At 72.1% G+C, this 19,844-nt stretch carries 19 protein-coding genes; 14 read left to right on the top strand and 5 right to left on the bottom strand.

The features are described from left to right. Positions 1 to 3: 3 nt before the first annotated feature. Complete coding sequence (locus tag EXE44_RS02720; RefSeq protein ID WP_137715864.1) at positions 4 to 471, bottom strand: hypothetical protein; 468 nt, start codon at positions 469 to 471, stop codon at positions 4 to 6. Between the two features lie 131 nt (positions 472 to 602). On the opposite strand from EXE44_RS02720, the gene EXE44_RS02715 reads away from it, so the two are divergent. The 3 genes from EXE44_RS02715 (at position 603) to EXE44_RS02705 (ending at position 3,429) form a co-directional block, all read left to right on the top strand. Next, the gene (locus EXE44_RS02715) at positions 603 to 920 is read left to right on the top strand and encodes a DUF5785 family protein (RefSeq protein WP_121562556.1); all 318 of its coding nucleotides are present in this window, start codon (positions 603 to 605) and stop codon (positions 918 to 920) included. 407 nt (positions 921 to 1,327) lie between these two features. After that, a complete protein-coding gene (locus EXE44_RS02710; RefSeq protein WP_137715863.1) occupies positions 1,328 to 2,386 on the top strand; it encodes a DUF1611 domain-containing protein in 1,059 nt (352 codons plus the stop codon). Continuing rightward, entirely contained in the window at positions 2,383 to 3,429 is a 1,047-nt protein-coding gene (locus EXE44_RS02705) for a dipeptide epimerase (protein WP_137715862.1), read from the top strand. Before EXE44_RS02710 ends, EXE44_RS02705 begins: the two co-directional genes overlap by 4 nt. A gap of 64 nt (positions 3,430 to 3,493) precedes the next feature. On the opposite strand, the gene EXE44_RS02700 is transcribed toward EXE44_RS02705, so the two are convergent. Beyond that, positions 3,494 to 4,381 carry a PspA/IM30 family protein gene (locus EXE44_RS02700; protein ID WP_137715861.1) on the bottom strand — a complete coding sequence of 296 codons (888 nt, stop codon included), beginning with the start codon at positions 4,379 to 4,381 and terminating at the stop codon, positions 3,494 to 3,496. Between the two features lie 178 nt (positions 4,382 to 4,559). Between EXE44_RS02700 and EXE44_RS02695 the strand changes: the two genes are divergently transcribed. Together EXE44_RS02695 and EXE44_RS02690 are read left to right on the top strand one after the other, a co-directional pair. Further along, entirely contained in the window at positions 4,560 to 5,531 is a 972-nt protein-coding gene (locus EXE44_RS02695) for a sugar phosphate isomerase/epimerase (RefSeq protein WP_137715860.1), read from the top strand. A 25-nt stretch (positions 5,532 to 5,556) separates the two neighbouring features. Continuing rightward, the gene (locus tag EXE44_RS02690) at positions 5,557 to 6,690 is read left to right on the top strand and encodes a Gfo/Idh/MocA family protein (protein WP_137715859.1); all 1,134 of its coding nucleotides are present in this window, start codon (positions 5,557 to 5,559) and stop codon (positions 6,688 to 6,690) included. Positions 6,691 to 6,735: 45 nt separating this feature from the next. Here the strand turns inward: EXE44_RS02690 and EXE44_RS02685 are convergent, their stop codons facing one another. Continuing rightward, positions 6,736 to 7,200 carry a type IV pilin gene (locus tag EXE44_RS02685; RefSeq protein ID WP_137715858.1) on the bottom strand — a complete coding sequence of 155 codons (465 nt, stop codon included), beginning with the start codon at positions 7,198 to 7,200 and terminating at the stop codon, positions 6,736 to 6,738. 162 nt (positions 7,201 to 7,362) lie between these two features. Here EXE44_RS02685 and EXE44_RS02680 point away from each other — a divergent pair, with 162 nt between their 5' ends. The 3 genes from EXE44_RS02680 (at position 7,363) to EXE44_RS02670 (ending at position 10,973) form a co-directional block, all read left to right on the top strand. After that, complete coding sequence (locus EXE44_RS02680) at positions 7,363 to 7,974, top strand: YIP1 family protein (RefSeq protein ID WP_137715857.1); 612 nt, start codon at positions 7,363 to 7,365, stop codon at positions 7,972 to 7,974. 74 nt (positions 7,975 to 8,048) lie between these two features. Next, positions 8,049 to 10,229, top strand: a complete 2,181-nt coding sequence (locus tag EXE44_RS02675; RefSeq protein WP_137715856.1) for an OB-fold nucleic acid binding domain-containing protein — start codon at positions 8,049 to 8,051, stop codon at positions 10,227 to 10,229. A 162-nt stretch (positions 10,230 to 10,391) separates the two neighbouring features. After that, complete coding sequence (locus EXE44_RS02670; protein ID WP_137715855.1) at positions 10,392 to 10,973, top strand: DoxX family protein; 582 nt, start codon at positions 10,392 to 10,394, stop codon at positions 10,971 to 10,973. Positions 10,974 to 11,054: 81 nt separating this feature from the next. Here the strand turns inward: EXE44_RS02670 and fer are convergent, their stop codons facing one another. Beyond that, a complete protein-coding gene (gene fer, locus EXE44_RS02665) occupies positions 11,055 to 11,711 on the bottom strand; it encodes a ferredoxin Fer (protein ID WP_137715854.1) in 657 nt (218 codons plus the stop codon). 184 nt (positions 11,712 to 11,895) lie between these two features. Here fer and fen point away from each other — a divergent pair, with 184 nt between their 5' ends. From fen to gcvPB, 4 genes are all read left to right on the top strand, one after another. Then, on the top strand, positions 11,896 to 12,873 hold the full coding sequence (fen, locus tag EXE44_RS02660; protein WP_137715853.1) for a flap endonuclease-1: 978 nt from the start codon (positions 11,896 to 11,898) through the stop codon (positions 12,871 to 12,873). 223 nt (positions 12,874 to 13,096) lie between these two features. Next, the gene (gene gcvH, locus EXE44_RS02655; protein ID WP_137715852.1) at positions 13,097 to 13,480 is read left to right on the top strand and encodes a glycine cleavage system protein GcvH; all 384 of its coding nucleotides are present in this window, start codon (positions 13,097 to 13,099) and stop codon (positions 13,478 to 13,480) included. Between the two features lie 171 nt (positions 13,481 to 13,651). Then, on the top strand, positions 13,652 to 14,980 hold the full coding sequence (gcvPA, locus tag EXE44_RS02650; protein WP_137715851.1) for an aminomethyl-transferring glycine dehydrogenase subunit GcvPA: 1,329 nt from the start codon (positions 13,652 to 13,654) through the stop codon (positions 14,978 to 14,980). After that, the gene (gcvPB, locus tag EXE44_RS02645) at positions 14,980 to 16,410 is read left to right on the top strand and encodes an aminomethyl-transferring glycine dehydrogenase subunit GcvPB (RefSeq protein WP_137715850.1); all 1,431 of its coding nucleotides are present in this window, start codon (positions 14,980 to 14,982) and stop codon (positions 16,408 to 16,410) included. Before gcvPA ends, gcvPB begins: the two co-directional genes overlap by 1 nt. Positions 16,411 to 16,439: 29 nt before the next feature. On the opposite strand, the gene EXE44_RS02640 is transcribed toward gcvPB, so the two are convergent. Further along, positions 16,440 to 17,330 (bottom strand): helix-turn-helix domain-containing protein, encoded by an 891-nt coding sequence (locus tag EXE44_RS02640; protein ID WP_137715849.1) that lies wholly within the window; start codon positions 17,328 to 17,330, stop codon positions 16,440 to 16,442. A gap of 228 nt (positions 17,331 to 17,558) precedes the next feature. Between EXE44_RS02640 and EXE44_RS02635 the strand changes: the two genes are divergently transcribed. Continuing rightward, a complete protein-coding gene (locus EXE44_RS02635; RefSeq protein WP_137715848.1) occupies positions 17,559 to 18,785 on the top strand; it encodes a threonine synthase in 1,227 nt (408 codons plus the stop codon). Then, positions 18,751 to 19,773 (top strand): NADP-dependent phosphogluconate dehydrogenase, encoded by a 1,023-nt coding sequence (locus EXE44_RS02630; RefSeq protein ID WP_274595366.1) that lies wholly within the window; start codon positions 18,751 to 18,753, stop codon positions 19,771 to 19,773. Before EXE44_RS02635 ends, EXE44_RS02630 begins: the two co-directional genes overlap by 35 nt. The last annotated feature ends 71 nt before the right edge of the window (positions 19,774 to 19,844 follow it).

The following is a 19,844-nucleotide window of genomic DNA, read 5'->3' as shown; positions in this document are numbered from 1 at the left end:
GGTTCAGACGCGCTCTTCCAGCACCGTCTCGTCGCCGTGGCGCACGACGACCCGCTCCGGCACGGGCGCCTCGGGGAACGCGACGGCGACCGAGTACGGGTGGGGTTCGGCGACATCTGAACAGCGGTCGACGTCCGAGTCGGGGTCGTCCTCGGAGACGAGCCGGAGGCGGAGCATCCCGTCGTCGAGCGCGGCCTCGAACAGGGTGACTCGATAGCAGCGTCGGGGTCCGTCAAGGAGCGAGCCAGCCACGACCAGCCGCGGCGGGTCCTCGTCGAGGCGGCGGCGGACCTCGGCGACATCATTTCCGCCGGACCCGGGAGCGTCGATCTCGCCGTCGTACTCGCGCCGGAACGTCACCTCAGCGCCGTCGATTTCGGTTGGATCGTCGGTCCACGGCGGGGTAGGACAGCCCGCGAGTGAGGCGGTCGAGGCGGCGGCCGCGGACGCGAGGAGGGCTCTGCGGCGCATACCGGGGGCGAAGCGGAGCGCCGTGAAGTGTCTTGTGCGGTCCGCGGTGCGACCGAGTACCTCTCGGGAGCGCGGTCGGCCGTCACCGCCGCATCCGAAACCACTATCCCCGATCCGGCGAACTTCCCCACATGGACTGGCCACACGACCCCGACGGCGAGCAGGGGAGCGAGGGCATGCGGCAGTACGGCCACGCCGTGCTCGCGAAGAAGATCGACGAGGAGGAGGACTTCCCGCTCACGGCGGCGGAGTACGTCGAGCAGTACGGTGACCACCCGATCCGGATCGACTTCGAGACGGTCGTCTCCGTCGAGGAGATCTTCGAGCACGTCGAGAAGGAGGAGTTCGCGGACTTCGTCGAGTTCCACCAGGAACTCGGCCGGGCGATGCGCGAGAACGGCTACTGGTTCTACGAGGGCGCCGACCAGTTCGTCGACGGCAGCGCTTGATACGGGTTTTCGGGTCCGCTGTCGTTCTTTTCGAGTAGTCGCCGGTCGATCGTTTATAAATAACTGGCAGTAGATCGGCGACGAACACCTCCAAAGCCCCAGCCGGGAGGCGGGCGCACGCTCGCTGCGCGCTTCAGTCGCTCACTTCGTTCGCTCCTTCCAGTGCTTGCGTCGCCTGCGCCCGCCTCCCGGCTGCCCCTTTGAGTCCCGCCCCGGTCCGCACCGCAGCCTCACACCTCCCCAGCCTCGCGGTTCGCGCTCTTCGAGCGCTCACCGCGTCCCTCGCGCGTGCTCCTCGCGGCCTCCGCTTCGCTCCGGCGGCTTACAGGCACGCGCCGTCGAGGTACAGTCGTCTCGCTCGGGCACCCCTCGACTCTTTTAAGAACTCCCGGGGCGAGCGACCCACCATGGACAACGAGCGGATCGCCGTCCTCGCCCACGAGAAGTTCCCCGACCGCGCGAAGACCGCGCTCGGCGTGCTGCGCTACGGCGACCAGGAGGTGTGCGCCGTCCTCGACCGCGACCGCGCCGGCGACCGCGTGGCGGACCACGTCGCCGACGTCTCCGACGCGCCGATCGTCTCGTCGTTCGCGGACGCGCACGCCGCGGCCGAGCCGGACCTCGACGCCTTATACATCGGCATCGCGCCGATCGGCGGCGGCTTCGACGAGTCGTGGCGCGCGGACGTCGAGGCCGCGATCGAGGCCGGTTGCGACGTGGTGAGCGGCCTCCACTACTTCCTGAACGAGGACGAGGACCTGGCCGCGCTGGCCGCCGAGCACGGCGTCGACCTCGTCGACGTGCGGGAGCCCGACGACGACCTCAGCGTGGCGACCGGGGCGTCCGGCGACGTGGACGCCGACGTGGTGCTCACGGTCGGGACCGACTGCTCGGTCGGGAAGATGACCGCCTCGCTGGAGATCGTCGCCGCCGCCCGCGAGCGCGGCATCGACGCCGCGTTCGTCCCCACCGGACAGACCGGGATCATGATCGCCGGCTGGGGGAACCCGATCGACCGCGTCGTCTCCGACTTCACCGCGGGCGCCGTCGAGGAGATGCTCGTCGAGGTCGGCGACGACCACGACCTGCTCGTCGTCGAGGGGCAGGGGAGCATCGTCCACCCCGCCTACTCCGCGGTCACCTGCGGCATCCTCCACGGCTCGATGGCGGACGGCCTCGTCCTCTGTCACGCCGCGGGCCGCGAGGTCGTCCACGGCTACGAGTCGTTCGACCTCCCGCCGCTGGCCGACTACGTCGACCTCTACGAGGACCTCGCGGCGCCCGTTCACGAGACCGCGGTCGTCGCCGGCGCGCTCAACACGAAGGACGTGAGCGACGACGCGGCCGCCGCCGAGGCCGTGACCGAGTTCGGCGACGCGGTCGGCGTCCCGGCCGCCGACCCCGTCCGCGACGGCGCGGCCCGGATCGTGGACGGAATCGTCGACGCGGGGCTCGGCGGCCGATGAGCCTCGACGCCGAGTTCGAGCGGGTCTCGCTGCCGCTCGACGACCCGTTCACCATCGCGCGCGGCACCCAGACCGAGGCGGAGAACGTGGTCGTGCGGATCACCGACGACGCGGGAATGACCGGGGTCGGCGGCGCGGCGCCGTCGGCCCACTACGGCGAGACGGCCGACACCGTGACGGCGGTGCTGCCGGCGCTCCTCGACGCGGTCGAGCGCGTCGGCGACCCCCACGCAGTCCGCGAGATCGAGGCCGAGCTCCGGGAGGTGGTGAACGGCAACCCCGCCGCCCGCTGCGCCGTCTCGATCGCCGTCCACGACCTGGCGGCGAAGCGGCTCGGCGTCCCGCTCTACCGCCTGTGGGGCCTCGACCCGAGCGACGCGCCGAAGACCTCGTTCACGGTCGGGCTCGACGAGACCGACCGCGTGCGCGAGAAGGCGGCCGACGCCGTTGCGGCCGGGTACGACGTGTTGAAGATCAAGCTCGGCACGGACCGGGACCGCGAGCTGATCGACGCGGTCCGCGACGCCGCGCCCGACGCCCGGCTCCGCGTCGACGCCAACGAGGCGTGGACGCCGAAGGAGGCGGTCGCGAAGAGCGCGTGGCTCGCCGACCGCGACGTGGAGTTCGTCGAGCAGCCGGTTCCCGCCGAGAACTCCGAGGGGCTCCGCTACGTCTACGAGCGGTCCGAGCTCCCGATCGCCGCCGACGAGTCCTGCGTCACCGCGGCGGACGTGCCCGCGATCGCCGACCGCTGCGACATCGCGAACCTGAAACTGATGAAGGCCGGGAGCCTCCCGGAGGCGCGGCGACTGATCGCCGCCGCGCGGGCCCACGGCTTAGAGGTGATGTGCGGCTGTATGATCGAGTCGAACGCCTCCATCGCGGCCGCCGCGCAGCTCGCGCCGCTCCTCGATTACGCCGACCTCGACGGCTCGCTGCTGCTCGCCGAGGACCCGTACGCGGGCGTCGACCTGACCGACGGGGAGATCCGACTCGCCGACCAGGACCGCGCGGGGACCGGCGCGCGCCTGGCCTCGGACTGAACGGCTCGGAAACGGGAACCGGCAGGCGGGGACCGCGGGGACCGACCGCGGGCGGGACGGGACCTCAGTTCCGCTGCTCGTCCGCGTCGGACTCCGACTCCTCTAGCTCGACGTCGAGCTCCTCGTCGAGGTCGGCGCTCGAATCGCCGTCGAGGTCGGCTTCGAGGTCGTCCGCGTCGATCTCCGACTCGATGTCCGCCAGCTCGGCGTCGACGTCCTCGTCGCTGACGGCGTCGCCGTCGTCGGCCGATTCGCCCTTCCCGAGCTCGCCCTTGAGCGTCTCCAGCTCGGCGTCGACCTCGCTGTCCGTCGAGAGGCTCTCAAGCTCGCGGTCGATGCTGTCCTTGTCGGAGAGCGCGTCCTCGAAGGCGCCGGAGTCCTCAAGCTCGTCCATCGCCTCGGCGCGCGCCTCCATCTCCTCGGTGCGCTCCTCGGCGCGTTCGATGGAGCGGCTCACGTCCTCCATCTCGTCGCCGACGCCCGTCATGGCCTCGGAGACGCGGGAGGAGGCCTCGGCCGCCTCGTAGCGCGCCTTCATCGTCTCCTTCTTCGTGCGGAACTCCTCGATGCGGTTCTGGAGCTTGTTCTTCTTCTCGACGAGCTGCTCCTGAGTGTTGTTCAGCTCGGCGATCTGGCCCTCCAGCTCCTCGATCTGGTTCATCTTCGACTTCTTCTTCTCGAGGGCCTTCCGCGCGAGGTCGTCGCGGTCCTGCTGGACCGCCTCGCGGGCCTGGCGGTTGTGCTTCTCGACGTTCTCTTCGAGCTTGCGCTTTTGGATCTCCAGGCGCTTCTTCTGGGTCGTCAGGTCGGCGATCCCCTGTTTTACGTCCTGGAGCTCGTCGCGCATCTGTTCGTACGAGTAGTCGAGCGACTCCGTCGGGTCTTCGGCCCGGTTGAGGAGGGCGTTCACCTTCGAGCGGACGACGTAGGAGGCGCGCGAGAGGATTCCCATGTCCCGTCATACGCGTTCCACCCGTTAAAACCTCATGCGGTTCGCGTCGGAGCGACGCGGTTCGCGGCGGGAACGCACGGTCACGGAGACGGCCGCGCGGTCGTCCGGTCGGCCGGACGGAGCCCCGCCCGTCGGCGCTCCCTGAACACTTATCGGGGGCGTCGGTGTAGGCCCGCGCATGGACATCGGCGTGCTGACCGTCCCCCTCGGCGGCGAACCGATCGGCGACGCGGCCGCGTACCTCGACGGCCTCGGCGTCGACGCCGTCGAACTCGGCGTCGGCGGCTGGCCCGGCGAGGACCACGTCGACCGCGAGCGGCTCCTCGGCGACGGGGAGGCGCGCGACGAGCTGCTCGGCCTGCTCGACGAGTACGGGCTCCGAATCTCCGCGCTGGCGACCCACAACAACCCGCTCCACCCGGACGAGGAGCGGGCCGCGGCGGCCGACCGCGAGCTGCGCGAGGCGATCGAGCTGGCCGACCTGCTCGGCGTCGACGCGGTGACCTGCTTCTCCGGGCTCCCCGCGGGGGCGCCCGGCGACTCGACGCCGAACTGGGTGACCGCGCCGTGGCCGACCGAGCACGCCGACGCGCTCGACTACCAGTGGGACGAGGTGGCGGTCCCGTACTGGCGCGACCTAGCGAAACACGCCGCGCATCACGGCGTCGACGTGGCGATCGAGATGCACCCGAACATGCTCGTCTACGAGCCGACCGGAATGGCGGCGCTGCGCGAGGCCACCAACGAGCGGATAGGCGCCAACTTCGACCCCTCGCACCTCTACTGGCAGGGGATCGACGTGACGGAGGCGATCCGGTTCCTGGGCGAGCGCGACGCGATCCACCACGTCCACGCGAAGGACACGCGGGTGTACGAGGCCAACTCGCGCGTGAAGGGCGTCCTCGACACGACGGGCTACGCCGAGGAGGCCGACCGCTCGTGGCTGTTCCGCTCGATCGGCTACGGGCACGGCGAGGAGCACTGGAAGGACGTGGTCTCGACGCTCCGGATGGTCGGCTACGAGGGCGCGCTGTCGATCGAACACGAGGACTCGCTCACCTCGGCGCGCGAGGGGTTAGAGAAGGCGGTCGACGTGCTCGACCGCGCGGTCTTCGAGACGGAGCCGGGCGACGCGTACTGGGCGGAGTGAGGCGGCGACCAAGGAATCCACGACAATGACCGACGAACCACTGCGGATCGGCGTACTGGGGTATCGATTCATGGGCAAGGCGCACGCGAACGCGCTGGCGCGGCTCCCGATGTTCTTCCCGGACGCGCCCGAGGTCGAGCGGCACACGCTCGTCGGGCGCGACGAGGAAGCGCTGGCCGAGGCGGCGGAGCGGTTCGGCTTCGCGAACACCGCGACCGACTGGGAGGCGGTGATCGACGAGGTGGACGCCTTCTACAACCTCGGGCCGAACCACGTCCACGCCGAGCCGTCGATCGCGGCCCTCGAAGCCGGGGTCCCCGTCCTCTGTGAAAAGCCGCTCGCGCCGACGGTCGAGGAGGCGGCGGCGATGCGCGACGCGGCCGCGGCGACGGGCGTCACCGCGGGGACCGCGTTCAACTACCGGTTCGTCCCCGCGATCCGGCACGCGAAGCGGCTGATCGAGGACGGCGAACTCGGCGAGATCCGACAGGTCCGCGGGCGGTACCTCCAGGACTGGCTCGTCGACCCCGAGGCGCCGTGGGCGTGGCGGATGGACGCCGAGATGGCGGGGTCGGGCGCGCTCGGCGACCTCGGGGCCCACACCATCGACCTCGCGGACTTCCTCGTCGGCGACCGCGTCGGCGAGATCGAGTGCGTGTCGGGGCGGCTCACGACGTTCGTCGACGAGCGCCCGGTCTACGACGAGGACGGCAACGTCGCGGAGTACCGCGACGTGACCGTCGACGACGCGTACGGCGCGCAGGTCGACTACGAGTCCGGCGCGACCGGGACCTTCGAGGCGAGCCGCGTCGCCGCGGGCCACAAGAACGACCACACGGTCGCGGTCCACGGGACGGAGGGAAGCCTGAAGTTCTCCTTGGAGCGACTCAACGAACTGGAGGTCCTCCGCGAGGGGAACCGCGGCTACGAGACGGTGTTGGTCACCGAGGAGTCGGACCCGTACGTCGACCGCTGGTGGCCCCCCGGTCACGTGATCGGGTGGGAGCACACGTTCGTCCACGAGAGCTACGAGTTCCTCTCGGCGGTCGCCGAGGGCGGGTCGTTCGAGCCGTCGTTCGAGGACGGCTACGAGGTCCAGAAAGTCCTCGCGGCGATCCAGCGCGCCGACGAGCGCGGCGAGCGGGTCGCGGTCGAGTGAGCGGTCGCGGGCGGGCGTCGCCCCGAAGTCGAGCGACGATCGGTCTCAGACGCCCACGGCCCCGCCCGCGGCGCCCCCGTTCTCCTCGCTCCACTCCTGTATCGCGGAGTCCTCGCCGTTGTAGCTGCCGAGCGTCTCGCGGGTGTCGAACGCCACGGGCTCCCAGACGACCTCGAAGTTCTCGTTGCCGGTCGCGTTGGGCACGACGACCTGATCGCCCGGTCTGACGATCCCGTCGCCGGGCCACGCGCCGAACTGGACGTTGCCGTCCGGGTCCTCGCCGCGGACGTACAGCTCCTCGGCCGGGACCGGCTCGGGACCGAGCGCGACGACGACGAGGGAGCCGTTCTGCTGTTGGCCCTCGAACTCGGCGTCCGGCGGGGCGACGCCGTCGATGAGTCCGAACACCGCCGCGCCGACGAGCGCGAGCAGCAGCACGACGACCCCGACCAGCAGCCCCGTCCCCGCCAACGGGGTGAACCCTCGCTCGTCGGTGCTGAACGCGGCCATTCGAGCGACAGTCAGAGAGGGCCGATATAAGGGTTTGTGCGCCGCGTATCAGCGCTGATAAGTACGGCGGCGGCCTCCCGAACGCGCGGGCCGACTCCGCGGACGGGACCGAACCGGAAACGGGTTATTCCGCGCGGCCGAACTACCCGCGTGACCTCTCGGATGAGCGGTTCGTCGGGCGGTCGACCCCGCGGCCTGCGGGGGATAGCGCGCACGTGGGGCGAGGTGCTCGTCCGGCCGCGGCGGGCGTTCGCGAACGGGATCACGCCCGGCGACCAGGCGCCCGCGCTGACGTTCGCGGTGGCGGTCGCCGCGGCGTTCACGCTCGGGTGGATCGCGTCGGACCCCGCCGCGATGCCCGCCGTCGTCCCCTCCTCCCCCCTGCTCTCGCAGGCCGTGGTCTTCCTCGTCGTGGTCGCGCTGGCGGCGCCGGTCGGCCTCCACCTGACCGCGGCGGCGGCGACCGTCGCCGTCGTCGTCGCGAGCGTGGAGATCGCCGACGGACATTTCGCCCTGCGGGACCGCGGGGGCGTGAGCGAGACGGTTCAGGCCGTGGCGTACGCGAGCTCGCCGATGGCGCTGGCCGGCCCGGCGATCCCGGAGCTCAGGGTCGCCTGCGGCGCGTACGCGGCGGTGCTTCTGTTCGTCGGGTTCCGGGAAGTCCACGGGCTGGGACCGCTCCGGACGGCCGTCGCCGCGGTGCCGCCGGCCGCGCTCGGCTACGGGGTCGGCTACCGCGCCGTGGCCGCCGCGCGAACGCTGCTCGGCGCGTGACGCGCCGGGCGCTCGCGCCGCCGCCAGCGGGCTTTCGACAACCGTTTTAGGCCCGAGACTCTCGGTGTACTCAAATGGGATCCTGTATCATCTGTGGCACCGACGTCGGGAGCGGTCGCGTCTGCGACTCGCACCAGGAAGACGTCGTGTTCGATTTCCGCGGCGACTCCCCCGAAGACCTGGTTCCGAGCCGGTTCTACCGGGGGGTCGTCGACGGGTACGCCGAGTTCGGCGTGTTCGTCGACCTCGCGCCGGGCGTCACCGGGCTGCTCCACCGCTCAGAGCTCGACCGCCGGCTCGACAGCCTCAGCTGGGAGCCGGGCGACGACGTGTTCGTCCAGGTGAAGGGCGTCCGCGACAACGGCAACGTCGACCTCGCCTGGTCGATCCGGCAGGCCGACCGCGAGTTCCGCGGCGTCCTCGTCCAGGAGTCCTCCGGGGAACGCCTCCCCGACGAGGACGCGGGCGACGACGAGCCGACGACCGATGAGTCCGCCGAGAGCGCGGAGCCGACCGACGAGAGCGACGACGAGGCGGCCGAGGAGTCCACCGAGGCCGACGCCGGCACCGAAACGGCGGCGCCGGAAGACGAGGCGCCTGAATCCGCCGAGACCGCCGAACCCGACGACGAGGCGGAGGGTGACACGGAATCCGCCGACGAGACGGAGGCCACAGAGCCCGAGACCGACGACGTCGCGACCGCGGACGACGAGGAGACGCCGGAGGCCGAGACCGACGAGGACGACGCGGAACCGGAGCGCGTATCGATCGAGACGCTCGGGGACGCCGTCGGCGACGTGGTCCGGATCGAGGGCGAGGTCGTCGGCGTCCGTCAGACCGGCGGCCCGACGGTGTTCGAGGTCAGCGACGAGACGGGCGCCGTCGACGTGGCGGCGTTCGTCGAGCCGGGCGTCCGGGCGCACCCGGACGTCGAGGTCGGCGACGCGGTGCGGGTCGACGGGGAAGTCGAGAGCCACCGCGGCGACATCCAGGTCGAGTCCGAGGCGCTCGCCCTCCTCGACGGCGAGGCGGCCGAGGCGGTCCGCCGCCGCCTGGCCGAGGCGCTCACGGACGAGGCGCGGCCGGAGGGCCTCCAGCCGCTGGCCGGCGACGAGACGGTCGCCGAACTCGCCGACGGCCTCCTCGACGCGGCCGAGGCGGTCCGCCGGGCGGTCCTCGAATCGCGGCCGATCGTCGTCCGTCACCCGGCGACCGCCGACGGCTACGTCGCGGGCGCCGCGGTCGAGCGCGCCGTGCTCCCGCTGATCCGCGACGAGCACGCGAAGAGCGACGCCGAGTACCACTACTTCACCCGCCGCCCGCTCGACGAGCCGGTGTACGGGATGGACGCGGCCACCAACGACGCGACGCGGATGCTCCAGGACCGCGACCGCCACGACGAGAAGCTCCCCCTGTTCCTGCTCGTCGGCGCGGGCTCGACGACCGAGTCCGCCGACGGCATCGACCTGCTGTCGGTGTACGGGGTCGACGCGGTCGTCGTCGACGCCGCGGTCGCGGACCCGGAGACCCGGGACGCGGTCGACACGCTCGTCTCGCCGGAGCTGTCCGACGTGGGCGGCGACGAGACGCTCTCGACGGGCGCGCTCGTCGCCTCGCTGGCGTCGGCGATCAACGGCGAGGTCCGCGAGGACCTGCGACACCTGCCCGCCGTGAGCTACTGGGCGGACGCCCCCGACCGCTACGTCGACCTCGCCCGCGACGCGGGCTACGACGCCGAGCGCGTCGCGGAGCTCCGCGAGGCGGTCGCGCTGGAGGCGTACTACCAGTCGTACCAGGACAAGCGGGAGCTCATCGCCGACCTCCTGTTCTCGGACGGCGGCAACCTCGCGGCGCACGTCTCCGAGCAGTTCCGCGAGAAGCTGGAGACGGAGATCCAGACCGCGGACGCGAACGTCGTGACCGAGGCGGTCGACGGCGTCGAGTTCGCGCTGCTCGACACCGACGGCTACACCCACCGCTACGACTTCCCGCCGACGCCGCTCCTGCTCGACGACCTCCACCGGCGCCGCGCCGACGGCGAGCCGTTCGCGACGGTCGGCGTCGGCACCGACGAGCTGTACGTGCGCACGACCGCGGACGTCTCCGTCCGCGACGTGGCCGAGCGCGCCGCCGAGCTCGCGCCGAACGCCGACATCGCGACCGCCGGCGTCCGCGAGGGGAAAATCGAGTTCCTCTCGGGCGAGCGCGACGCGGTCGAGGACGCCGTCGTCGCCGCCGTCGCCGAGTCGTTCTGACCTGCCGGGCCGGTTCGGCCCGGGGTCCCCGCTCCCGACCGTCAGCCCGGGGCGAATATGTTCGGTGGTTTTGAATTGCGCTTCGCGTAGAACCGACGAGCATCGGATCCGCCGGTAGATTATTGCTGATGTGTGAAACTTCCTCACGTGAGGTGTTACATAATGGCAACACAACCGTCGGAACGGACGCTTCGCGCGGACCTGCTCGGTCGCAACGTGGACTTCAACTACTCGGAGACCTGGCTCGCGTACTCGATGCTCGGACTCCGGGTCGTGATGGCGTGGGTGTTCCTCCAGGCGGGGCTGTCGAAGCTGTTCGAGGGCGGCCTCGCCGACCCGCTCGCGTGGAGCTCGGTCGGGTTCCTCCAGAACGCCATCGCGGACGCCAACCCGCTCCAGGGGCTGTTCCTCTTCTTCGCGGACTACGCGGCGATCATCGACCCGATGGTCGTGTTCGGACAGATCCTGATCGGGCTGGCGCTGCTGTTCGGCGTCCTCTTCCGGTTCGCCGCGCTGATGGGCGCGATCATGATGTCGATGTTCTGGACCGCCGCGTGGCAGGGCGGACTCATGGACGGGTTCCCGGTCGCGCACGGCTACTTCGTAGACAGCTCGCTCGTGTACCTGCTGATCCTGTTCGGCCTCGGCGCCTGGGGCGCGGGCCGGATCGTCGGGATCGACCGGGCGTTAGAGGAGACGGAGCTGGTTCGGAACACGCCGGCGCTCCGGTATCTGCTGGGGTGAAGGAACCGGCGTCACCCGCGGTCGCCGGCGGTCGGCGAGCCGCGGTCCGCCACGGTGATTTTTACGGCGCGCGATCCGCGCTCAGCGGCGCGTGAACGGGCCGGGCGGGAGGATCAGGTCGTCGAGCTCCGGCCGCTGTTTCACGTTGAACACGACCGACAGCTCGTCGGTCAGCGGGTAGCCGTTACAGGAGAGCCGGAAGCCGCGCTCGGCCAAGTCCTCGGGCATGATGTGGTCGGTCGGCTGCGAGAGCTCCCCCTCCGCGAGGTACACCGCGCAGTTCGCGCAGGCGCCGCCGCGACAGGAGAAGGGCCACGCGAAGCCGCTCCGCTCGGCCGCCTCCAGCAGGCTCTCGTCGGGGTGGACCAGCAGTCGACCGTGGGCGTCGGGACCGAGGTCGGCGTGGCCGGCCTTCCGGAACAGCTCGTCGTCGTCGAGCGACCAGCCGTAGTCGACGACGGCCTCGTAGTCGAGGAACTCGACGCGCGTCGAGGCGGGCTCGCGGGCGTCCTCCCCCTTCGTGAGGTCCACGTCCGCCGCGTCGGCCCGGTCGTCGCCCCCGTCGCCGTCCCCGTCGCGCTCGGACAGCTCCCGGTAGGCGCGACGCACGAGCTGGAACTCGTCGATCGAACCGCCCTGGTCCGGGTGCGCCCGCTTGACGCGCTCGCGGTAGGCCCGTTCGATCGCGTCGTCGTCGGCGTCCTCGTCGACCTCCAACACCTCGAACGGGGAGACCATTCAGACGGGGGTCCGTACGCGCGTGACGCACATAAACTGCCCAGAAGTCGGCAGGCGGGTCCCGGGGGCGTGCGGGAGGCGGACCGGACGCAGGGGAGACGGACCGGGCGCAGGGGAGACGGACCGGGCGGCGCGGGCCTCGGACCGGTGGGCGTTTAATAGCGGCGCGCCCCAGTGACCGACGATGGGAAACGCCGACCTGCGCGACCTCGCGTCGATCCGCGACGTCCCCTTCGCGGACATCGAGGGGAGCGTCGTCGCCGTCGACGCGCACAACTGGCTGTACCGCTACCTCACGACCACTGTCAAGTGGACGAGCGACGAGAAGTACACGACGGCCGACGGCGTCGAGGTCGCGAACCTCATCGGGGTCGTCCAGGGGCTCCCGAAGTTCTTCGAGCACGACCTGATCCCGGTGATGGTGTTCGACGGCGCCGTCACCGACCTGAAGGCCGACGAGGTGGCCGAACGGCGCGAGAAGCGCGAGGCGGCCGAGGAGCGCAGGGCCGCCGCCGAGGAGCGCGGCGACGCCGTGGAGGCGGCGCGCCTGGAGGCCCGCACCCAGCGGCTCACCGACACGATCCTAGAGACGACCCGGGAGCTGCTCGAACTGCTCGACGTGCCGGTCGTCGAGGCGCCCGCGGAGGGGGAGGCGCAGTGCGCGCACATGGCCGCGACCGGGACCGTCGACCACGCGGGCAGCGAGGACTACGACACTCTCCTGTTCGGCGCGCCGACGACGCTCCGCCAGCTGACGAGCAAGGGCGACCCGGAGCTGATGGACCTGGCGGCGACGCTCGACGACCTCGGACTGGACCGCCAGGGGCTCGTCGACGCCGCGATGCTCTGCGGGACCGACTTCAACGAGGGGGTCCGCGGGATCGGGCCGAAGACGGCGGTGAAGGCGGTCCGGGAACACGGCGACCTGTGGGGCGTCTTGGAGGCGCGCGGCGCCGAGATTCAGCACGCCGAGGCGGTCCGGGAGCTGTTCATGGACCCTCCGGCCGAGGACGTCGCGGTCGACGCCGACGTGAACCCGGACGTCGAGGCCGCCCGCGAGTACGTCGTCGACGAGTGGGGCGTCGCCGCGGACGAGGTCGAGCGCGGGTTCGAGCGCATCGCGGAGTCGCAGGTCCAGACCGGGCTCGACCGCTGGACCTGACGGGGCGGCGCGACGCGGGTTCGGCCCGGCGTTCCCCCGCTCGACCGCCGCGAACACACCTTTTATTTCCTCGTCGCCGGAAGGGTGATTCACACGTGTCGCGGACCGCCACCCGATCGCGGACGCCGCCCGCAGCCGACCGACGGGTCGCCCCCGGCGGCGGCGCCGACGGCCCGGCGCCCTCGCGGCCAGGCCTCCGAGCGGACCGCGGCGACCCTGACCAATGAGCTTCGACGTTCCCGACGACAGACGGTACCTGGAATCGCACGAGTGGGCGACGACCGGCGGCGACACGGTCCGGATCGGCGTCTCCGACTTCGCGCAAGACGAGCTGGGCGACGTGGTGTTCGTCGAACTCCCCGAGGTCGGCGACGAGGTCGCCGGCGGCGAGTCGTTCGGCGTCGTCGAGTCGATCAAGGCCGTCTCCGACCTGTACGCGCCCGTCTCGGGCGAGGTCGTCGCGGTCAACGAGGCCCTGTTCGACCGCCCGGAACTCGTCAACGAGGACCCGTACGGCGAGGGCTGGATGCTGGAGGTCGCCCCCGCCGCGGACGGCGAGGCCGACGGCCTGCTCGACGCCGACGAGTACGACGACCAGATCGCGTGACGCCGGGGACTCCCCGGCGCGCGGACCGCGGACACCGGACCACACACCCATCCGACACACGACCATGACCACGCCACCTTCCAACGTTACCGCACCCGCGAACCGACGAGTCGCACCCGGACGGGCCACCGGCGGACGGCCGAACGACCGCGGACGAGGCGAGACGCACCGATGAGCCGGGCGAACGGCACGCCGTACGCGCCCCACACCGACGAAGAGACCGCGGCGATGCTGGCCGAGATCGGCGTCGACGACGAGGAGGCCCTGTTCGACATCCCCGACGGCGTCGCCTTCGACGGCGAGTTCGGCATCGATCCCCGGACGGAGCGCGAGATCCGCGACGAGTGCGCGCGGGTCTTCGCCCGGAACGACGACCTGACCGAGTTCCTCGGCCGAGGCCACTACGGCCACTACGTCCCGAGCGTCGTCGACCACCTCGCGGACCGCGCCGAGTTCCTCACGAGCTACACCCAGTACCAGCCGGAGGTGTCCCAGGGGTTCCTCCAGGCGCTCTTCGAGTACCAGTCGATGCTGGTCGAGCTGACCGGCCTCGACGTCGCGAACTGCTCGATGTACGACGCCGCGACCGCGCTCGGCGAGGCCGCGACGCTCGCGGACCGCGTCCGGTCGACCTCGGGCGACACCGTCCTCGTCCCCGAGCAGCTCCGCGAGGGGAAGCGGGCGGTGCTGGAGAACTACTGCGACGGCGCCGACCTGACCGTCGAGACGTATCCGATGGCCGACGGGACCGCCGACGTCGACGCCCTCGCGGACCGCGCGGGCGACGGCGTGGCGATGCTGTACGCCGAGAGCCCGACCGTCCGGGGCTGTATCGAGGAGCGGCTCGCGGCGATCGGCGACCTCGCCGACGAGACGGACGCGCTGTTCGTCCTCGGCTCGGACGTGGTCGCGCTGTCGGTCCTCGAGTCGCCGGCCGCGGTCGGCGCCGACGTGGTCGTCGGCGAGGCGGGCTCGCTCGGCCTGCCGACCGCCTACGGCATGGGGCTGGGGATCTTCGCGTGTAGCGACGACTTCCTGCGGCAGGTCCCCGGGCGGCTCGTCGGCGCGAGCGAAGACGCCGACGGCGACCGCGCGTACACCCTGACGCTCCAGACCCGCGAACAGCACATCCGCAAGGAGCGGGCCACCTCGAACATCTGTACGAACCAGGCGTGGGTCGCGCTCCGCGCGGCGATCCACGCGGCGACGCTCGGGCCCGACGGGCTCGTCGACCTCGCGAACGACTGCGTGCGCGAGGCCGCCGACCTCGCGGACCGGATCGACGGCCTCTCCGGGGCGAAGGCGCCGGTCCACGACCGCCACCACTTCCGGGAGTTCGCGGTGCGGGTCGACCAGCCGGCGCCGGCGGTGGCGGAGGGCTTAGAGGCCGAGGGGTTCGCGGTCCACGCGATCGGCGACCACCTGCTTCAGGTGTGCGTCACCGACCTGAACGCCGGGAAGACGGACGGACTCGTCGCGGCCTTCGAGGAGGTGCTCTGATGATCCACGACCAAGCGAACTACGAGCGAGAGGGAGAGGGCCTCCGCGAGCCGCTGCTCTCGGAAAAGAGCCAGGAGACGGTCGACGTGCGCGACGACTCCCCGCTGCCCGACGACCTCACCCGCGAGGAGCTGACGCTGCCGAACCCGTCGGAGCCGGAGACGGCGCGCCACTACACCCGGCTCTCGCAGATGAACTGGGCGATAGACGCGGGGCCGTACCCCCTCGGGAGCTGCACGATGAAGTACAACCCCAAGTTCACCGAGGACGTGGCGGCCGACCCGAACGCGGCGATCCACCCCGACCGCTCCGCGCGCTCCGCGCAGGGGAACTTGGAGCTCCAGTACCGGCTCCAGGAGGCGCTCGCCGAGATCGGCGGGATGGACGCCGTGACGCTCCAGCCCCCGGCGGGCGCCGCCGGCGAGCTCACGGGCATCCTCGTCGCGAAGGCGTACCACGAGCACCACGGCAACGACCGCTCCGAGGTCGTGATCCCGGCGTCCGCCCACGGGACGAACTTCGCGACGGCCGCGACCGCGGGCTACGACGTGGTCGAGCTGCCCTCCGGCGATGACGGCCGCGTCGACCTGGAGGCGCTGGAGGCGGCGGTCGGCGACGACACCGCCGCGCTCATGCTGACGAACCCGAACACCGTCGGGCTCTTCGAGCGCGACATCACGGAGGTAGCCGACATCGTCCACGACGCCGGCGGGCTGCTCTACTACGACGGCGCGAACCTCAACGCGCTGCTCGGGCGCGGCCGCCCCGGCGACATGGGGTTCGACGTGATGCACTACAACGTCCACAAGACGTTCGCGACCCCCCACGGCGGCGGCGGCCCGGGCGCCGGGCCGGTCGGCGTCGTCGACGAGCTGGCGCCGTTCCTCCCCACCCCGCGGGTGCGCGAGACGGACGGCGGGAAGGGGTACGAGCGGTTCGAGCCCGAGCACACGATCGGGAAGGTCCACGGCTTCGCCGGCAACTGGCTCGTGGCGATCAAGGCGTACGCGTACATCGCGCGCCTCGGCGACGAGGGGCTAGCGGACGCGGCCGCGAAGGCCGTCCTCAACGCCAACTACCTCGCCGAGCGGATCGACCTCGACGTGCCCTTCGGCCCGTTCCACCACGAGTTCGCGGCGACGGCCGGCGACCGCGACGCCGCCGACGTGGCCAAGCGGATGCTCGACTTCGGCGCCCACCCGCCGACGACCAAGTGGCCGGAGATGGTGCCGGAGGCGATGCTGACCGAGCCGACCGAGATAGAGGGACGGTCCTCCCTCGACGACCTCGCGGAGGCGTTCAACCTCGCGTACGCCGACACCGACGAGGCGCTCGACGCGGCGCCGAGCCGGACCGCCGCGAGCCGGATCGACCAGGTCGGCGCCGCCCGGAACCCGCGGCTCTCGTGGCAGGCGCTCGACGGAGAGTAACCGTCGCGACGGACGCGGCGACCGCGGTCTCAGGGCTCGGTCGCCGCGGACCGGACCGGTTCCTCGCGGTCGGCGGCCTCGAACTCGTCGGCGTCGGACTCGTCGCCGGCGCGCTCGGCCGCGTCGAACTCCTCGCCGTCGAGCGCGACAGCCCCGGCGGGTTCGGTCGCGTCGTCGCCCGCCGTCTCCGGCGGCGAGAAGGGTCCCTCGCCGTCGACGAACCGCCGCATCACCCGCCCCTCCGCGCGGTGGAGCGTCTCGCTACAGGTCGACTTCGCGATGTCGTTCGCCGCCGCCAGCTCGGTGAGCGTACACCGCCGCGGGGTGTCGTAGTAGCCGGTCTTGACCGCCTCGAACACTAACTCGCGCTGCGCCTCCGTGAGCGTCCGGTCCGGCTCGTCGCTCCCGGTGGCGGCGACGCCGACCGTCACGCCGTCGGCCGCGAGCCGTCGACCGAACGCCTCGACCCGGTCGCGGTCGCCGACGACGCTCATCGTCGCGCGGCCGTCGACGACCTCGACCGCCGCCGCTATCGGGAGCCCGACCGCCCGCGCCGCGGGGAGGTACGCGGGCGCGCGGCCGACGACCCGGAGCGTGCGAACGTCTCCCCGGCGCTCGACCGCCGTCGCGCGGTCGACCCGGTCGTGCTCGCGGAGCGCCGCCTCGACGCGGTCCCTGTCGGTGCCGCCGACGCGGACGGTCGCGGCCGCCGTCAGGCCCTCGCCGGTCGCACCCGGGCCGTCGTCGTCGGTCGCCCCCGGGCCGTCGTCGTCGGTCGCCCCCGGGCCGTCGTCGGTCGCCGCCGAGCCGTCGACCGCGATCGTCTCCGCGACCCGGAGCGTCGCCGCGGGGACGCGGCGGGAGACGTCCCCGAGCCACGACCCGGTCGGGAGGTCCAACCGCAGTTCCGTTCGGCTCATCGGTTCCACCTCGCTTCCCCCGGCGGACCGGACGCGGTCGCTGAAGCGGGCATCTCCCGTGGAGGTACGGCGGCGGCCGCCGTCGGCGTACCCCTTCATACGTTTCGAGCATAAGTACCCGCGGCCGCGACGCCGAGCACCTCGCGGCGCGCCGCGACCGCGGCACCGAAGGCCCCGGATCGCGCCGCGACCACAGCACCGAAGTCCCCGGCACGCGAGCCGAGGTCCATGGAGACGACAGACGCGTTCATCGGCCTGACCTGCGTCGACTGCGGCGAGACGTTCGACGCGGAGACGGCGACGCACCGCTGTCCCGACTGCGACGGCATCCTCGACCCCGACTACGACTACGACCGGATCGACCTGACGCCGGAGGCGCTCGACGCCCGACCGGACGGGTCGATGTGGCGCTACGACGAACTGCTCCCGTTCCCGGCCGAGGCGGCGGTGTCGCTCGGCGAGGGCGCCACGCCGCTCGTCGAGTGCCCGGCGCTGGCGGACGCGATGGGCGTCGGGCGCGTCCTCCTGAAAGACGAGGGCGCGAACCCCACGGGGACGTTCAAGGACCGCGGGCAGGCGGCCGCGATGACGGCGGCGCGCGAGCACGGCGCGGCGGAGGTCGCGCTGAACAGCGCCGGCAACGCGGGGCAGGCGGCCGCGGCGTACGCGGCCCGGGCGGACCTCGACGCGCACGTGTTCCTCCCCTCCCGGGCGGGGTTCACCCAGAAGGCGATGACGGAGGTCCACGGCGCGGACCTCACCGTCACCGACCCCGTCGACGGCAACTCGCAGATCGGCGACGCGGGGAAGGCGTACGCCGAGGCGATGGACGAGCACCCCGAGTGGTACTCGACGAAGACGTTCGTCACGCCGTACCGCCACGAGGGGAAGAAGACGATGGCGCTGGAGCTCTTGGCGCAGCTCGACTGGGAGGCGCCCGACGGCGTCGTCTACCCGACCGGCGGCGGCGTCGGGCTGGTGGGGATGCACAAGGCGGCCCGCGAGGCGCGCGACCTCGGCTGGACCGACGGGCTGGTCCCGATGTACGCCGCGCAGGCCGCGGGCTGTGCCCCGATCGTGCGCGCCTACGAGTCGGGGGCGGACCGCCACGAGCCGCTCGCGGACGACGAGGTCGACACGGCCTGTAACGGGATCGCGATCCCCGACCCGGGCGCGAGCCACCTCATCTTGGAGGCGGTCCGCGAGTCCGACGGCGGGGCGGTGGCGACGACCGACCGCGAGATACTCGACGCCGCGATCGAGGTCGCGCGGAGCGAGGGGCTGGAGGTCGGCGCCACCTGCGCGGCCGCGGTCTCCGGGGCGTTCGCGCTCGCCGAGTCCGGCGAGTTCGGCCCCGACGACACCGTCGTCCTGCTGAACACCGGCGCGGGCAACAAGGACGTGGACGCGCTCCGCGCGCATCTCGGCGAGCGCGAGGCCGAGGCGGGAGAATAGCCCCGCGGCGGACGGGCGGGCGAGGAGCCGAACCGGAACCACTACGGCGGGCGGTCGCCACCCCTCGCGCATGGAACTCGGGGTCATCGGACTCGGTCGGATGGGGCAGATCGTCGCGAACCGGTCGCTGGAGGCGGGCCACGACGTGGTCGCGTTCGACCTCTCGGCGGAGGCGACCGCCGAGGCGGCGGCGAACGGCGCGGAGCCGGCCGACTCGGTCGCGGACCTCTGCGAGCGGTTGGACGGGTCGGGTGAGACCGACGGCAAGCGGATCTGGCTGATGGTGCCCGCGGGCGACGCCGTCGACGCCACCCTGGCGGACGTCGAGCCCCACCTCGACGGCGACGACGTGGTCGTCGACGGCGGGAACTCTCACTTCGAGGAGTCGGTCCGCCGCGCCGAGGCGACGGACGCCGCCTACCTCGACTGCGGGACCTCCGGCGGCCCCGCGAGCGCGGAAGCCGGGTTCTCCCTGATGGTCGGCGGCCCCGAGTGGGCCTACGAGGCGATGGTCCCGGTCTTCGACGCGGTGGCGACCGGCCCGGACGGCCACGACCGGATGGGCGAGTCCGGCTCGGGCCACTACGTGAAGATGGTCCACAACGGCGTCGAGTACGCGCTGATGCAGGCGTACGGCGAGGGGTTCGAACTGCTCACCGACGGGCGCTACGACCTCGACATGGAGTCGGTGGCCCGCACCTGGAACAACGGCGCCGTGATCCGGTCGTGGCTGCTGGAGCTCTGCGAGGAGGCGTTCCGCGAGGAGGGCTCCGACCTCGGCGACGTGGCGGACCACGTGGCCGGCGGCTCGACGGGGACGTGGACGGTCGAGGAGGCGCTCGAACAGGAGGTGCCCGTCCCGATCATCTACCAGGCGCTCGCGGAGCGGTTCGACTCGCGGAACGAGGGGCGGTTCTCCCGGCGGCTCGCCAACCGCCTCCGGTACGGGTTCGGGCGCCACGAGGTCGCGCGGCGCGACGACGCGTAGCCGTCCCGACGCGCGCGGCTTCGACGCGAGTCGGTGCCCGCACGCGGCGGGACCTCTTCCTCGAACGACAC

Source organism: Halorubrum sp. SS7 (assembly GCF_005435055.1).
Taxonomy (GTDB): Archaea; Halobacteriota; Halobacteria; order Halobacteriales; family Haloferacaceae; genus Halorubrum; species Halorubrum salinarum.
The sequence above is the reverse complement of the archived record's forward strand: the minus strand, read 5'-3'. Positions and strand labels throughout refer to the sequence as shown.

Coding starts and splice junctions, on each gene's coding strand:
- EXE44_RS02720 (WP_137715864.1), bottom strand. CDS start 471: ATGCGCCGCAGAGCCCTCCTCGCGTCCGCGGCCGCCGCCTCGACCGCC.
- EXE44_RS02715 (WP_121562556.1), top strand. CDS start 603: ATGGACTGGCCACACGACCCCGACGGCGAGCAGGGGAGCGAGGGCATG.
- EXE44_RS02710 (WP_137715863.1), top strand. CDS start 1,328: ATGGACAACGAGCGGATCGCCGTCCTCGCCCACGAGAAGTTCCCCGAC.
- EXE44_RS02705 (WP_137715862.1), top strand. CDS start 2,383: ATGAGCCTCGACGCCGAGTTCGAGCGGGTCTCGCTGCCGCTCGACGAC.
- EXE44_RS02700 (WP_137715861.1), bottom strand. CDS start 4,381: ATGGGAATCCTCTCGCGCGCCTCCTACGTCGTCCGCTCGAAGGTGAAC.
- EXE44_RS02695 (WP_137715860.1), top strand. CDS start 4,560: ATGGACATCGGCGTGCTGACCGTCCCCCTCGGCGGCGAACCGATCGGC.
- EXE44_RS02690 (WP_137715859.1), top strand. CDS start 5,557: ATGACCGACGAACCACTGCGGATCGGCGTACTGGGGTATCGATTCATG.
- EXE44_RS02685 (WP_137715858.1), bottom strand. CDS start 7,200: ATGGCCGCGTTCAGCACCGACGAGCGAGGGTTCACCCCGTTGGCGGGG.
- EXE44_RS02680 (WP_137715857.1), top strand. CDS start 7,363: ATGAGCGGTTCGTCGGGCGGTCGACCCCGCGGCCTGCGGGGGATAGCG.
- EXE44_RS02675 (WP_137715856.1), top strand. CDS start 8,049: ATGGGATCCTGTATCATCTGTGGCACCGACGTCGGGAGCGGTCGCGTC.
- EXE44_RS02670 (WP_137715855.1), top strand. CDS start 10,392: ATGGCAACACAACCGTCGGAACGGACGCTTCGCGCGGACCTGCTCGGT.
- fer (WP_137715854.1), bottom strand. CDS start 11,711: ATGGTCTCCCCGTTCGAGGTGTTGGAGGTCGACGAGGACGCCGACGAC.
- fen (WP_137715853.1), top strand. CDS start 11,896: ATGGGAAACGCCGACCTGCGCGACCTCGCGTCGATCCGCGACGTCCCC.
- gcvH (WP_137715852.1), top strand. CDS start 13,097: ATGAGCTTCGACGTTCCCGACGACAGACGGTACCTGGAATCGCACGAG.
- gcvPA (WP_137715851.1), top strand. CDS start 13,652: ATGAGCCGGGCGAACGGCACGCCGTACGCGCCCCACACCGACGAAGAG.
- gcvPB (WP_137715850.1), top strand. CDS start 14,980: ATGATCCACGACCAAGCGAACTACGAGCGAGAGGGAGAGGGCCTCCGC.
- EXE44_RS02640 (WP_137715849.1), bottom strand. CDS start 17,330: ATGAGCCGAACGGAACTGCGGTTGGACCTCCCGACCGGGTCGTGGCTC.
- EXE44_RS02635 (WP_137715848.1), top strand. CDS start 17,559: ATGGAGACGACAGACGCGTTCATCGGCCTGACCTGCGTCGACTGCGGC.